This is a genomic window from Streptomyces sp. CCM_MD2014 (assembly GCF_000772045.1).
GTDB lineage: Bacteria > Actinomycetota > Actinomycetes > Streptomycetales > Streptomycetaceae > Streptomyces > Streptomyces salinarius.
In genome coordinates, this window is record NZ_CP009754.1 from 1,750,493 (window position 1) to 1,764,955 (window position 14,463).

At 70.6% G+C, this 14,463-nt stretch carries 11 protein-coding genes and 3 pseudogenes; 5 read left to right on the forward strand and 9 right to left on the reverse strand.

All coding sequences use genetic code 11. The annotated features are described in order from the left end of the window. Positions 1 to 365 precede the first annotated feature (365 nt). On the forward strand, positions 366 to 1,067 hold the full coding sequence (locus NI25_RS07720; protein ID WP_148315108.1) for a hypothetical protein: 702 nt from the start codon (positions 366 to 368) through the stop codon (positions 1,065 to 1,067). A 57-nt stretch (positions 1,068 to 1,124) separates the two neighbouring features. Here NI25_RS07720 and NI25_RS07725 read toward each other — a convergent pair whose 3' ends face one another. Continuing rightward, a complete protein-coding gene (locus NI25_RS07725; RefSeq protein WP_061446812.1) occupies positions 1,125 to 1,808 on the reverse strand; it encodes a response regulator in 684 nt (227 codons plus the stop codon). 527 nt (positions 1,809 to 2,335) lie between these two features. On the opposite strand from NI25_RS07725, the gene NI25_RS07730 reads away from it, so the two are divergent. Then, positions 2,336 to 2,761, forward strand: a complete 426-nt coding sequence (locus tag NI25_RS07730; protein WP_061441726.1) for an OsmC family protein — start codon at positions 2,336 to 2,338, stop codon at positions 2,759 to 2,761. 696 nt (positions 2,762 to 3,457) lie between these two features. Here the strand turns inward: NI25_RS07730 and NI25_RS07735 are convergent. Continuing rightward, positions 3,458 to 4,279: an Lrp/AsnC family transcriptional regulator gene (locus NI25_RS07735; RefSeq protein WP_061441727.1), complete on the reverse strand. Its 822-nt coding sequence runs from the start codon at positions 4,277 to 4,279 to the stop codon at positions 3,458 to 3,460. A gap of 203 nt (positions 4,280 to 4,482) precedes the next feature. Here NI25_RS07735 and NI25_RS07740 point away from each other — a divergent pair, with 203 nt between their 5' ends. Next, entirely contained in the window at positions 4,483 to 5,718 is a 1,236-nt protein-coding gene (locus tag NI25_RS07740; protein ID WP_107071657.1) for an IS701 family transposase, read from the forward strand. 117 nt (positions 5,719 to 5,835) lie between these two features. Beyond that, positions 5,836 to 6,740, forward strand: a protein-coding gene (locus NI25_RS37335; RefSeq protein WP_420710806.1) for an IS5 family transposase whose coding sequence is annotated in 2 segments (ribosomal slippage) — positions 5,836 to 6,210 and positions 6,213 to 6,740 — 903 coding nt in all. Because the reading frame shifts where the segments join, the coding sequence is not laid out codon by codon here. A gap of 18 nt (positions 6,741 to 6,758) precedes the next feature. On the opposite strand, the pseudogene NI25_RS40075 reads toward NI25_RS37335, so the two are convergent. The 5 genes and pseudogenes from NI25_RS40075 to NI25_RS07770 form a co-directional block, all read right to left on the reverse strand. After that, positions 6,759 to 6,875, reverse strand: a pseudogene (locus NI25_RS40075) (short-chain dehydrogenase); the annotation flags it as partial. Positions 6,876 to 7,005: 130 nt separating this feature from the next. Then, positions 7,006 to 7,329 carry a putative quinol monooxygenase gene (locus NI25_RS07755; RefSeq protein WP_061441728.1) on the reverse strand — a complete coding sequence of 108 codons (324 nt, stop codon included), beginning with the start codon at positions 7,327 to 7,329 and terminating at the stop codon, positions 7,006 to 7,008. A 66-nt stretch (positions 7,330 to 7,395) separates the two neighbouring features. Then, entirely contained in the window at positions 7,396 to 8,220 is an 825-nt protein-coding gene (locus NI25_RS07760; RefSeq protein ID WP_061441729.1) for an alpha/beta fold hydrolase, read from the reverse strand. A 160-nt stretch (positions 8,221 to 8,380) separates the two neighbouring features. Next, entirely contained in the window at positions 8,381 to 11,164 is a 2,784-nt protein-coding gene (locus NI25_RS07765; protein ID WP_061441730.1) for an ATP-binding protein, read from the reverse strand. A 79-nt stretch (positions 11,165 to 11,243) separates the two neighbouring features. Beyond that, positions 11,244 to 12,058, reverse strand: a pseudogene (locus tag NI25_RS07770) (helix-turn-helix transcriptional regulator). 76 nt (positions 12,059 to 12,134) lie between these two features. Here NI25_RS07770 and NI25_RS07775 point away from each other — a divergent pair. Next, positions 12,135 to 12,847, forward strand: a pseudogene (locus NI25_RS07775) (SDR family oxidoreductase). A 97-nt stretch (positions 12,848 to 12,944) separates the two neighbouring features. Here NI25_RS07775 and NI25_RS07780 read toward each other — a convergent pair. Continuing rightward, entirely contained in the window at positions 12,945 to 14,180 is a 1,236-nt protein-coding gene (locus tag NI25_RS07780) for a low temperature requirement protein A (RefSeq protein WP_078884547.1), read from the reverse strand. After that, positions 14,177 to 14,461 carry a hypothetical protein gene (locus tag NI25_RS07785; RefSeq protein WP_061441732.1) on the reverse strand — a complete coding sequence of 95 codons (285 nt, stop codon included), beginning with the start codon at positions 14,459 to 14,461 and terminating at the stop codon, positions 14,177 to 14,179. The genes NI25_RS07780 and NI25_RS07785 overlap by 4 nt, the downstream gene beginning before the upstream one ends. Positions 14,462 to 14,463 lie beyond the last annotated feature (2 nt).

Below are 14,463 nucleotides of genomic sequence, written 5' to 3' on the forward strand. Positions count from 1 at the left end.
ACGCTCCCGGACTCGTTCCAACCGCCGGCCCAGGCTGCCGCCGCGCGTGCTCACTCACTCCGCCTCTCCGTCTCGCCCGACGCGCCCGGGCCGCTGACCGCGACAGCGCGGAGCGCGGCCGCGACGGGAGTACTCCGAGAGGAGCATATGCGTCCGTGGATCACCACGGGCGGCCGCCCACGAGGGGTGGAGAGTTCGTCGCCCCTGCACCCTCGGCGGCCGCCGTTGAGCACAGGTGAGCACATGACGACCACCGCTTGAGCAGCCGGTGGCGCGCGGGAGTGCTGACCATGGGACGGTCCCCGCCACACGAGTACCCCCCCCCGGCCCCCGCCCCCATGCCCATGCCCATGCCCACAACTGGAATGTCCTCCTCCTGCCCCGTCGATGTCGTCCTCTCGCTGCGCCGGGAGAAGACAGCCCGTCTGCTGCGCACCATGCGCCCGTACCACGTGCTGCCGGCCCTGTCCCACTCATGGGGCTCCGCACCGGCCTACATGTCGCTGCTGCGCAGGCCCGACGGGCTGGCCGTCCTCGATGTGTCCGAGGACGGTGGAACGGACCGACTCGAGCAGCGCGTGCGCGTGCTCAGCACGATCTCCTCGGTCGTGGTGCTGGCGCCCCGGGACGTGGACGTGGTCGCCACGCTGCGTGCGGGGGCCGTCAACGTGCTCCCCCGGGACACCCCTCCCAGGGAGTTGGCCGGTCGGATCGTCGCCGAACGTAGGTGGATCGATCTCTCTTCGAGGCGTCAACGCCTGCAGGTACCAGTCCGGAGCCGTCCGCAGGTCGTGCCTCACCAGGCTTCTCAGCAGGTGTTGTTGGAACTTCTGAGCCTGCCTACCCGTCAGTGGTGTTGTCACGATCTGGGACTACTGCTCGGCACCGCCGGGGAGCCGGTGCGCAAACGGGCGCTGCAAGCCCGTGTGATGCGGCTGAACGGACGTCTGACGCCGTACGGGGTCTCTGTCGACGCCGTACATCGGTGGGGCCGGACCAGGTACACGGGTATGCGCGAGGCCGTGCCGTACGAAGTGCCGCCCGAGCAGTTGCCGTTGCGCCTCTGATCTCGCGCCCCGCGCTGACGACTCGTTCGTGGGAGGCCGTCAGGGAGGAGCAGCCTGTCAGCGGACGGTGGAAGCGTGCCCGACCGGTGTGACCAGGCCGGCGTCGTAGGCCAGGATCACCGCTTGCACCCGGTCACGCAGGTGGTACTTCTCCAGGATATGAGCGATGTGTGTCCTGACCGTGTTCTTGCTGACGTCCAACTCCTGAGCGATCTCCTCGTTGGACAGCCCCCGACTCAGCGCACGCAACACGTCGACCTCGCGGACCGTGAGATGCTCCAGCCGCCTGGACGCGGCCCCGACGGCCGGCTGAGGCAGACGGGCGAAGCGGTCCAGAAGCCGCCGAGTGACACGGGGGGACAGGACCGCGTCACCGGCGGCCACCATCCTTACAGCCTCCACCAGAGACTGTGCGGGCCCGTCCTTGAGCAGGAAACCAACGGCCCCAGCCCTGAGAGCGTCCAGGACGTGCCGATCCAGGTCGAAGGTGGTCAACATCACGACCTGGGCTTCCGCACCGGACTCCACGATGCGCCGGGTGGCCTCGACACCGTCCGTGCCGGGCATGCGGACGTCCATCAGGACGACGTCCGGCCGCACGGCGAAGACCTGCTCAACAGCGGAGTCGCCGTCGGACGCCTCGCCGACAACGGCGATGTCCGGTTCGCATTCGAGGATGAGACGGAAACCGGTGCGGATCATCTGCTGGTCGTCGACCAGCAGAACGCGGACGGACTCCATGGAAGAGGCTTCCTTCGTGCGGTGCACCGGCGTGCGGTGCGGGTGAAACGGGCGGCCGTCGACTGCCGCCCCGAGCAATGCGCCGATGACGAGCATGTGTACCGGCTCTCGATGACGACAGATCACGATATCTGCACGGGTCGTCCGGGACGCGCTGGGTCGATGCGTGCAGCGTGACGCAGCCGACGTGGAGAGACGAGATGGCACGCTGCTCCGGCCTGGCGACTGATCAAGCCGACCCGAGAGGGTTGCTCCAGCAACTGAGGAATCATCTGTCGGAGCTCTTACCCTTCGCCTTACTGCCTCACATGCCCCTACAGCATGCAGTACACGCTTACGCAGAAGTAAACCACGATCAACTTCGTGAAGCGTGCCGTCCGGGTGATGGGCTGCGTTCGCGGGCGGTGCTGACATCGCACGACCGCCGGTATCGCCGTGGGACATCGTGCCGCCGTGCCACGTCCTCCTGTGATCCGATGGGCTCGCTGCCCCGATCAGGGGCCGAAGGCTCAACGAAGGGAACCACCGTGGCAACCACGCGCTCCGCACACACCGTCTGGGAAGGCAACCTGCTCGAGGGCAACGGTGTCGTCACCTTCGACTCGTCCGGCATCGGCGGGCAGCCGGTGTCGTGGCCGTCGCGCGCCGAGCAGGCGAACGGCAGGACCAGCCCGGAGGAGCTGATCGCCGCCGCCCACTCCAGCTGCTTCTCCATGGCGCTGTCGCACGGCCTGGCCGGCGCCGGCACCCCGCCCACCAAGCTCACCACCTCCGCCGACGTCACCTTCCAGCCCGGCGAGGGCATCAAGGGCATCCACCTAACCGTGGAGGGCACCGTCCCCGGCCTCAACAACGACACCTTTGTCGCCGCCGCCGAGGACGCCAAGAAGAACTGCCCGGTCAGCCAGGCCCTGACCGGCACGACCATCACCTTGACCGCGAAACTGGCCTGAAACAGGGGCGGGGACCGGCCACATGGCGTGTCGGGACGGAGCCGGTTCTGTAACGGAACTGCGGTGCAGTCCCCCAGAGGTCTGACTCACGCACCCGCTGAAGACGCGTAGTGGCGATTCGAAGTGGGCAGGCCACGGCGTTGCCACCGGAGGCGGCGCGGCCTCGCCGGCCTGCCACCCTCACGGGCGGCGGGCCGGCCCCGTCTTATCGTCCCTTGTGTGCTCGGCGCAGGGGACGTGCCGTCTTCCGGCCGTATGCTCGTGCCGAGGTCGTCCAGCGGGCCCGTCGGCGGTCATCACCACGATCGCAGCCGTCACCGTGGCCGACGCGACCGGCAGCATGACCACACGCGGCCGGCCCAGCGGCCCACGACGCGGCCGGCGTCAACGGGCTCGACATCCTGCCTGCCCTCGCGGCAATCACTGCTGACGTCGTCCAGCCAGTAAGCATCCGTCAGTTGAGCGAACGTCACACCATCTCCGTCGTCTCCCAGAAGGCTCATACCTGAGACAACGACGCACCCCCACATGGGCTATCGCCTTCCACGACTCGGCTGCAAGACCGTAATCACTCGACTCGCCGAGACCGTCGCGGAGGCAACGATGACTCGGAGCCGGCAGCAGCCGCTCGTTTCCCGCAAGCCTTTCTTGTGAAGGGACGGACAGCCGCTGCGAAGCCACGACGAGGATAGGCGGTTACCTCAGCGGTGTGCCCCTACCGCGCAGTCGTCGGAGCAAGGCGTCCTCGTCGGCGGCGACAGCGCCTGGGTCCCAGCCCTCCAGTGGAACGGCGCCCACGCGCCGCCCGGCGGGGTCCAGCAGGTGACCGGCGAGCTTGACCGGCCACAAGGTGACCGCGCGATCGTCGACGGTGAGTCCTGGGAAGGGTGCGGTGAGCTGCGACTCGAAGACGTGGATGTCGTCGACGGACCGCAGCCAGGCAGCGAACAACAGATTGTGCGGGCCGGTGAGGGAGGCGACCAGCCGCACCTCGCGCAGCCCGGAGACATACGCAGCGATCCGTGCGGTGTCCTTCGGCGGAGCCGAGCACCACAGACTCACGCTCACCGGCCAGCCGGACAGGCCGCGTGCCACCTCGCAGTGTTCCAGGCGGCGCAGGCGGTGCCGTACCGTCGTCGGGCTCAGTCCGGTGCTCCGTGCCAGTCCGGCGACCGACTGACGCGGTTCGTCAGCCAGGGCCCGCACCAGTGCCTGATCCTCACGTCGCACAGGTGAGCTCCCCGCCCCGGGCGCGGCGGTGCTCGCTGTCCGCGCGAGCCGCGGCCGAGCCGACGTACGGTCCAGCCGCCACCGGCTGCCGTCCATGTGCAGAGCGGTCGCGATCTGGGTCCGGCTCGCCGCGGCCCCGGGCCGTGCCCCCACGCGCATCCCGGTGTAGCGGGCCAGCTCGGCCAGACCGCCGAACACGCACGTCAACACGAGCCCTCGGGCCCCGGTGACGTGCTCGACGCTGAACACATGCGGTTCGCCGGCGAGTTCGACCGCGACGTCGTGCACCCGCCTGGAGCGCAGTCCACTTCCACGAAGGCGACAATCAACGGCGCCCCCTCCAGGCTGACGGGGTAGCAGCTGAACCACGCGTGCCCCGCTGTGGCGAGCCGGGCCCAGCGTCGCGCCGCAGTCGAGGGGTCGACACCTAGTACTCCAGTCAGAAATCGTTGCCTGAGCTGGTCGGTTTCGTTGTGCTGGTCATGGTGGGGATGGATGAAGCCGGCTTGTGGACTGCGGAGTTGGAGTCGGTGTTCGCGCGGGTTGCGGGCCGGTTCTCGAGGGTGGATCTGCGGTGGCGGATGCGGGACTACGTGCGGGGTCTGCTGGCTCCGGTGGAGCGGAAGAACGGCTGGCAGCTCGCCGAGTACGCGGGTCACCGCGGGCCAGCAGGCATCCAGCATCTGCTGAACGGTGCGGCCTGGGACGTCGATGCGGTCCGGGACGACCTGCAGCAGTACGTCGCCGAGCGCCTCGGCACCCCGGACGGGGTCCTGATCGTGGACGACACCGGCTTCCCCAAGAAGGGCACCACGTCCGCTGGGGTGCAAAGGCAGTACTCGGGTACGGCCGGCCGGACAGAGAACTGCCAGATCGGAGTCTTCGCCGCCTATGCCTCGGCCAAGGGCAGAGCGCTGGTGGACCGGGAGCTGTATCTGCCGAAGTCCTGGACCTCGGATGCGGACCGGTGCCGGGCGGCGAAGGTTCCTGACAGTCGCGGTTTTGCGACCAAGGGCGAGCTGGCCCGCGCGATGATCCTGCGGGCGCTGGCCTCACGCCTGCCGGTCGCCTGGGTGACGGGCGACTGCGCCTACGGACAGGAATGGCGCATGCGCCGCACCCTGGAAGAAGCCGGGGTCGGCTACGTCCTGGCCGTGCCGAAGTCACAGCAACTGCACGCTCCCTTCGGCCGTATCGACCAGGCCGTCGCTGATGCCCCCGGCGAGGCATGGGAACGCCACTCCTGCGGCGACGGTGCCAAAGGCCCGCGCCTCTACGACTGGGCCGCCGCACGCCTGCCGGCGATCGGCGCCTTCGACGGCGACCGGCCCACCCACGAGCGGTGGGTACTGGGCCGCCGCAGCCTGGCCCGCCCGGACGAGATCGCCTACTACCTCGCCTACGCCCCCAACGGCACCAGCGTTGCTGACCTGGTCCGAATCGCCGGCTCGCGCTGGGCGATCGAGGAAGCCTTCCAAGCCGCCAAGAACGAATGCGGCCTCGACCAGTACGAGGTCCGCCGCTATCCGGGCTGGTATCGCCACATCACCCTGGCCATGCTCGCCCACGCGTTTCTGTCTGTCGTCGCGGCCCAGACCACCGAAAGGGGGGCCGCAGAAACGACCCCACCAGCACCATCCGCTTCACAGTGGCAGAGATCCGCAGACTCCTGGAAACTCTTCTGCCCCGCCCCACACCCCGCACCGGAGCAGTCATCCACGCCCTGAACTGGTCCCTCTGGCGCAGACAACACCAAGCGACCGCCCGCCGCTGCCACTACCGAAGAAGAACCAGCTCAGGCAACGATTTCTGACTGGAGTACTAGGCAGTTTCGTTTGGATCAGCTGGTCGTTGGTCCGGTTGTGCCGTTGACTGATGCGCAGTGGGCGCGGATCGAGCCGTTGCTCCCGGACCGGACGCCGAAGCGGGGTGGCCGCTGGCGTGACCATCGTGAGGTGATCGACGCGATCGCCTACAAGTTCCGGACTGGCACGCAGTGGGTCCACCTACCGGAGAAGTACGGCAACTGGCGGGGCGTCTACAACCGCCTGCGGATGTGGGCCGTGGACGGCACGTGGGAGCGGGTGTTCACTGCCCTGGTGGCCCAGGCCGACACGGACGAGGACGTCAGCTGGGCCGTGTCGGTGGACTCCACCATCGTGCGGGCTCACCAGCACGCTGCCGGGGCCCGCAAAAAGGGGCCCCGGCCGGCGAGCCGGACGACCACGCCATCGGCCGGTCCCGCGGCGGACTGACCACGAAGATCCACCTCGCGGCCGACGGCCGGTGCTGGCCGCTGGCGTTCCACCTCACCACCGGTCAGGCCGGTGACGCACCCGCCTTCACCGAGGTCCTGGCCCACCTGCGCGTTCCCCGCCCACGAGGCCGGCCCCGCACCAGGCCGGACCTGGCCCTGGCCCTGGCCCTGGCCCTGGCCCTGGCCCTGGCCCTGGCCCTGGCCGACAAGGCGTACTCCTCCCGCGCGATCCGCGACCACCTGCGCCGACGCGGCATCCGGGCAGTGATCCCCGTCCCCGCAGACCAGCGCGGACACCGGCTACGTCGGGGCAGCCGCGGCGGCAGGCCACCGGCCTTCGACCGTGAGACCTACAAGCAGCGCAACACCGTCGAGCGGTGCATCAACCGCCTGAAGCAGTGGCGTGGTATCGCCACTCGCTACGAGAAGACCGCGACCATCTACCTCGCCGGACTCCACATTGCGGGCATCTTCCTCTGGTCCGCCCGATGATCCAAACGAAACTGCCTAGCGTCCGTTTCCGGCGTCCCGGGCGCCGATCCAGCCCCTCTGGCCCGCCTGTACGAGTCGGCGCGTGATCTCGTGGCCGAGGCCCCTGTTGCCGCCGGTGATCAATGTGGTGGTCACGTCGTGTCCCTCCTGTGCGTGTCGTCGGAGCGGGTGCTCCCGGTAAGCGGTCACCGGGAGCACCCAGGGGATTGGTTCCGCGGCGGTGTACTCCGTCGGCGTCGATCCCGACGTCGGCCGGCGCCCTGCTCTAGTGGGCGGGGCGGAACGGGCGCAGCAGGCGGATGCCGTCCTCGATGGATCCGTCGATGAGTTCGAGCATCTGCGGGACAAGTTCCTGCATCCGGGGCGCGGCGAGGTGGGCGTCGAGGTGGGCGCGGGTCTCCCAGCGTTCGTAGATGACGAATTCGCCGGGTCGGCCCTCGACTTCGTGGGCTTCGTAGTCGATGTTGCCGGGGTCGTTGCGCGAGGGGGTGACGGCGGCGGTGATGAACGCCTTGAGGTCGTCCTCCCTGCCCGCCTTCGCCTTCGCGTCCCAGACGACGGTCACGTAGCCGGTGGGTGTTGCGGTCATGGTGATTCCTTCTCTGTTCCGTGTTGTGTTCCGTGCTGACGGGCTGTGTGTCGGTACCGGGCCGGGTCAGCTCTCGATGAAGTCGAGGAGGTCGGCGTTGACGGTGTCGGCATTGACGGTGCACATGCCGTGCGACAGCCCCGGGTAGACCTTCAGTCGTGCGTTCTTGACCAACGTGACCGCCATCTCAGCGGAGTTGGCGATCGGGACGATCTGGTCGTCGTCGCCGTGCATGATGAGCGTGGGCACATCGATCGCCCGGAGGTCGTCGGTGAAGTCGGTCTCCGAGAACGCCTTGATCCCCTCGTGGTGCGCCTGCGCGCTGCCGGTCATTCCCTGGCGCCACCAGTTCTGGATGACGCCCTGGGAGATGTCCGCGCCCGGGCGGTTGAACCCGTAGAACGGCCCGGAGGCGAGGTCGAGGTAGAACTGGGAGCGGTTGGTGGCCACGGCCTCGCGGAAGCCGTCGAAGACCTCGACCGGCAGCCCTCCCGGGTTCGATTCCGTCTGGACCATGAGCGGCGGGACCGCTCCGACGAGGACGGCCTTGGCGACCCGCCCGGCACCGTGCCTGGCGACGTACCGGGCGACCTCTCCCCCACCGGTGGAGTGACCGACGTGGACGACGTCGCGCAGGCCGAGGTGCTCCACCACGGCGGCGGCGTCCGCCGCGTAGTGGTCCATGTCGTGCCCGTGGCCGACCTGGGCGGAACGCCCGTGCCCTCGGCGGTCGTGGGCGATGACACGGTAGCCCCGCTGGACGAGGAACAGCATCTGCGCGTCCCAGTCGTCCGAGCTCAACGGCCAGCCGTGGTGGAACATGACCGGCCGGCCCGAGCCCCAGTCCTTGTAGAAGATCTCGGTTCCGTCGCCGGCGGTGACGAACGGCATGGTCTGCTCCTCGTGGTCTCGCCCGGGTACCGGGCGGATTCGCTGTCTCCACGAGAATGGCTCGGACACCGTACCGACAGCCTCCGTCAGCTGACTGACATCCGGCCGACGGCTCGCTTACGTCAGTACCGGGGCAGTGCTGGGACCCGACCGGTCGCTCTCACAGCCGGGTGGCCGAAGGCTCGGGAGGCAGCGCCTCCAGAGCGTCGCGGAGCTCGGCCCGCGACGTGATCCCCAGCTTCGGGAACACACGGTAGAGATGCGACGACACGGTCCGCGGCGAAAGGAACAGACGCGACGCGATCTGCGGGTTGGACAGCCCCGTCGCCGCCAGCCTGGCGACCTCCAGCTCCTGCGGGGTGAGGGCCTCACCGGCCTTGCCCCGGCCGGTCCGCGTCATGCCGGTGGCGCGAAGCTCCGCAGCGGCCCGGGCCTCCCAGGAACGGGCCCCGAGCTCCTCGAAGCGGCCGCGGGCGGCGGCCAGCTGCACCCGGGCGTCACGGTTGAGTCCTCGCCGCCGAAGCGCTTCGCCGTACGCCAGATGAGCACGGCCCACCTCGAAGGGCCACTGCTCGACGCCTGGCAGTCCGAGCGCCTCCTCGAAGCACCGGGCCATGTCCTCGGCAGCCGATGTCATCGCCGTGACCGTGGCCGAGCTCAGCGCGAGCCGCGACGAGAGGCGGCCGACACCGGCGTCGCGCAGGGCGTCAGCGTGCCGTCGCGCCTCCGCGTGCCGCCCGGTGCGCACGGCGGCCTCGACGAGGTCCGGCGCGGACCACACGGCCTCGGGGTTGAACGCCGGCAGCACACCCGGGGCGCAGATCGCCGTGGCGTGCCGGAAGGCCGTCTCGAAGTCGGCGACGCCCAGGGCCGCCCGGGCCGCCGCATGGTGGGCGCAGTTCTCCAGCCGCCGCAGTCCCCTGGGCCCTGACCACTCCCAGACGGCCTCGCAGTGGCGGCGGCATGTGTCGAGGTCGCCGTGCTGGGCCGCGGCCATCGCGGCGACGTAGTGCCCCACCTGGGCGAACAGGTGGTACCCCGTCTCCTCGGACAGGGCGATGAGTTCGTCCGCGGCGTCAGCCGACGCCTGCCACCGGCCGGCGTGCACGTCGTCCAGGGCGACGAACATCAGGGCCGGCATGCTCGAGCCCACCGCGCCGCCGTCGCGTATGACCCGGGACACGGCCTCGCGACAGCCCGGGAGCCGGTCGAGGTACGAGGCGGTCAGGGCGGTGCGGATGACCACGTCGGCGTCACTCTGGTCCTTCAGCCGCGAGATCTCCTCGTCCAGGCGGCGCAGCATGCCGTCGGTGACGGAGCCGAGGTCGTGGTGGACGCGCCCCAGCGACGCCGCGGCGGCGGGCGCCGCCTCGGGGAACCGGTCGAGCACATCGACCAGAGGCTGCCAGTGCTCGGGCCGGCCCGAGTACTGGCTGGCGAGGGTGAGGGTGAACAGCGCGGTCTCCAGCTCGCCGGACGGCGGACCGGGCGTCACCGGCGCCTGCCCGACCGCTTCCGTCAGCAGCGCGTGGGCGGTGTCGGCGTCGCCTTCCGTGACGAGCACGAGGAAGCCGGCCGTCGCGGCGGCCGAGAGCGACCGGGCCGCCGGATCGCCCTTGACCTCACGCATGATCTCGTGGCTGACCTCGAGATGGCCCGCGACCCAGGCGGCGGCGTAGGCGGCCTGCGACAGGCGGCGCCTGCGGTCCGCGCGGTCGGTACTCAGCTCGGCCGCGCGCCGCAGCCTCGCGATCGCGCCGTCGGCGTCACCGCGCCGCAGGCTGCTGCGAGCCGCCGACTCCACGACGGCGGCGACCGCCTCGTCGGGCGCTGTCGTCGCTCTCGCGAGGTGATCACCGCGGTGCTCGGGCTGGTCGGCCAGCGCGTCGGCCAGCCGGCGGTGGGCGCCGCGCCGCTGTTCGCCGGTGGAACCGTCGACCACCGCGGACCTGACCAGCGGATGCCTGAAGCGCAGCGCGCGGCCGTTCTCCGTGACCATGACCAGGTGGTCACGCTCCGCGGGAGCGAGTTCCTCGAGGCTGCCCGGCCCGCCGGCCGCCTCGAGGACGCCGATGTCGCCGGAGCCCTCGAGAGCCGCAAGTAGCAGTACCTCGCGCGTTTTCCGCGGCAGTCGTCCGACGCGGGCGCCGTACAGGGCGCGCACGTCCCGCCCCGGGCCGCTCGCCTGCCCCGCCCCTGGGCCGTGCTGGTCGCCGGACGTCCCGGTGGAACCGGCGAACTCGAGCAGCGCCAGGGGATTTCCCTGTGCCTCGTGGGCCACGGTCGACAGGACCCGGCGGGGAAGGTGGGCGAAGCGCCGGGACAGCAGCCGCAGGGCGTCCGCGTCGTCCAGCGGTGCGACGTCGAGCTCCGGCAGTCCGGTGGACGGGAAGGGCGCGACGGACTCCGCCCGCTGGGCTCCGAGCAGCCCGATGCGGCGGCCCCCCAGTCTTCTGGCGACGAAACCCACCGCGGCCTGGCTCGCCTGGTCGACGACGTGCAGGTCGTCGACCACGAGGAGCAGCGGCTGGTCCTTCGCGGCCTCGTCGAACAGGGACAGTGCCGCGTTCAGGACGGCGATCCGGCTCGGCGCGGGACCGGCGCCGAGACCGAGGGCGACCTCGAGGGCCTCCCGCAGGGGACGCGGCAGACGACCGAGCTCGTCCGGCAGCGAGCCGACGAGCTGATGGAGTCCCGCGAAGCTGATGTCCGTCTCGTACTCGACACCGCTCCCGCGGACGACCCGTACCCCCTTCGCCACCGCCACTTCGGCGGTCGCGTCGAGGAGCGCCGTCTTCCCCACGCCCGGATCACCAGTGAGCAGCAGGACCGCTCCGTCCGTCCCGGCCGTGTCCAGGAACGCCGCGAGCTCGGCGAGCTCGCCCTCCCGGCCGACCAGCCCGGTCAGACCGACACCCGTGCCTGTATGTGACTTCGCCCACATCCGCCGCGTCCCTCGCCGTACCTCGCGAGGCGATCGAACCACCAGCCACGCGCTTGACCAGCGATTGTCGCACTTCGCCTCAGGTTGCCTGCCCGGCCAGCCTGCGCAGGGCCCGCACGACGGGTGATCCGGGGTCGGCCGTCATCAGGACGACCTCCTGGTCGTCCTCGGGCACGAGCAGGACGTCGCAGTTCACCCGCAGCCTGCCGGACCTCCGGATGGTCCAGGGTCTTGGTGCGGTGCCCGGGGGCGTGGACCGAATGTGTCTGCCAGATCTGCCGGAACTCCTCACTGCCGTCGTGCAGTTCGGCCAGCAGGGCGGCCAGCCGCGGGTCGTGCGGGTAGCGGTCGGCGGCCCGGCGCAGCCGCGCCACCGCGATGTGCCCGAATTCCTCGGCGCCGGAGCTCTCGTACATCCGTCCCTGGTCCAGGAAGCGGCGCGGGCCAGGTTCGTCGTCCCGTCTCCGAGGTCGGCGCCGAGCAGTGCCTGGGCCAGGGGGTTCCAGGCGACGACGTGGTACGCCGCGTCGGTGACGACGGCACCGGTCTCCGGCAGCCGGTCCAGCATCCGGGCCACGTGCGGGCGCACCCGCCGCACGGCGCTGGTGCCGGGCGGCGCGCTCGAACCCGCCAGCCGGAACAGGTGGCTGCGTTCGGCCGGCGTGAGCCGCAGCGCGCGGGCCAGCGCGTCCAGGATCCGGGCCCGACGGCCGCGGTCCCCGCGCTTGCTCCAGCCGCGTGTAGTAGTCGACCGACATATGGACGAGCTCCGCCACCTCTTCGCGGCGCAGGCCCGGTGTGCGGCGGGCGGTGCCCGTCTCCGTCAGGCCGATCTCGTGCGGACGCAGGGCCGCCCGGCGGTCGCAGGTAGCGGGCCAGCTCCTGCCGTGCCATACCGCCTCCTGTCCTCCCCCTGCCTGGTACGGACTGTCCCTGGCCTGGCGCCCGCGACCAGGGAAGCGTGGTTGCCATGAACGAACGCACAGCTCTGGTCACCGGTGCCAACAAGGGCATCGGCAAGCATATTGCCCGGCTGCTCGCCGCCGAGGGCCTCACCGTGTACGTGGGCTCGCGCGACCCCGGGCGCGGGCGGCGGGCCGTCGAGGAGATCGGCGCCGGGCCCGCATGCTGGTCCTCGACGTGAGTGATCCCGAAGGCATAGCCCAGGCCGCGGCTCAGGTGGACCGCTTGGACGTGCTGGTCAACAATGCCGGCGTCTCCTTGTCACTCGACCCGCCGGCCGGCACCGGCGTCGAGGAGTTCCGGCGCACGTACGAGACCAATGTGTTCGGGGTGGTGGCGGTGACCAATGCCTTCCTGCCCGCCCTGCGCCGGTCGCCGCGCCCGCGTATCGTCAACGTCTCCAGCGGCACGGCGTCGCTGACCTGGAGTACGAACCCCAACCCTCAGTTCGCCCCGGGAACGGCGGCGCCGCGGCCTACCGGTCGTCCAAGGCCGCCCTCAACGCCCTCACCGTCCTGTACGCCCAGACGCTGGCCGACGACGGCTTCAAGGTGAACGCGCTCGCTCCCGGCCTGCGGGCCACTGATCTCACTCCCGGGGCCGCCGCTGCCGGCGGCGACCCGGCCGAGGCCGCCCGGGGTGCCCTCCGCCTGGCCCTGCTGCCGGACGACGGCCCCACCGGCGGGTTCTTCTCCTGGGACGGATCCCGTGCCCTGGTGAGGAGTCGGGGGAGGCGTCGGGGACGGGTGCACCGGGCGCTCCGCACGGGCGCCGTCGTACGCCGTGCCGGCCGGGTTCCCGGGGCGGCGAGGGGCGTTCACGGAACTGCCACCGCGGCGCCTTCCCCGCCCGTCCCGAGCCCCGGGCTCGCCCCGAGCGCCGTCAGCGTCACCCCGGCCGCCACTGCCAGCGCCGCCACCAGCCCCGCCGCGAGCACCGCCCAGTGGCCCAGGAACGTGCAGACGACCACCAGCAGCGCCGTGACCGGCAGTACCGACTGTTGGGCGATCCCCACCTTGTAGAAGCGCGAGTGCAGCGCCCACACCGTGAGCAGGAAAAGCGCTGTCGGCAGCGTCACCGCCGCCGACAGCGGTGAAAGGTACGCCTTGCCCACCGCCTGCTCCACCGCCACCTCCAGGCCGGCCCCGATCGCGGCACCGGAGACGAGGATCAGGTAATGGCCGTAGCCCCAGAGGAAGGACTGCCGGTTGGAGCGGAGGTGCCCGTGGATGGGGACCGCGAAGTACACCCACCAGGCGGCGAAGATGATCAGCAGTCCGCCGGCGGCGATGGGCAGCAACTCACCCAGGGCCTCGTGCTCGTCGATCCCCGACTTCACGGCGACGGTGGCCGCCGCGATGGTTTCGCCGAGCACGATGAGCGTCAGCAGCCCGTACCGTTCGGCGATGTGGCGGGGGTGCCAGGGCGTGGGGCGGGCCCGCTCCGCGTACAGCGGTGCGGCCATCTCCAGCAGCGCCATCACCAGGAAGACCCACGGCCGGCCGGCCTCCGGCAGGGCCAGCAGCCCCAGCCAGCCGATCTGGCACAGGCCGACGGCGTACCGCAGCGCCGTCGTCCGCTCGGGGCCCTGGCTCGACCGCGCCACGCGCAGCCACTGCACCGTCATGGCGAACCGCATGATCACGTAGCCCAGGACGACGACCAGGTAGGCGTGTTCCTCGAACGCCTGGGAGACGCCCGCCGTCAGGACGAGCACGCCGGCCATCTGGATCAGCGTGACGATCCGGTACAGCACGTCGTCGTTGTCGTAGGCCGAGGCGAACCACGTGAAGTTCATCCATGCCCACCAGATGGCGAAGAAGATCATCAGGTAGGTGAGGATCCCCTCACCCACGTGTCCCTCGACCATGGCGTGCACCAGCTGGGCGCCCGCCTGGGCCATGGCCACGATGAAACACAGGTCGAAGAAGAGTTCCAGTGAGGACACGCCGCGGTGGGTCTCGTCGCGGCCTCGCGCCGTGAGCCTGCGCAGTGGTCCGTGGCGTGCGGGCGCCTCGGGGCACGCCGGCGGCTGAGCCGGGCTGCTGGTCATCTGGTGAGCCACGCCCCGAAATGCCGCTGCAGTCGGGGATTGATCTGCCAGACCATCGCCGCTGCCGCCGCCGGGACGAGTACGGCGAGTCGCACCGGCAGGTACAGATCCTCCAGAACGGGGTTCGTGGCCAGGCCCATCAGGACGATGGTGGGGTAAATACCGCACACGGTGAGGAGCCACAGCTTCCAACGCCGGACGGCGGCCGGAACGGCGGCCGCGACGGCGGGGCGTCCCGCATCGTCGGCATCGTGGGCGTGAGAAACAGTTCGTTGGTTCATGG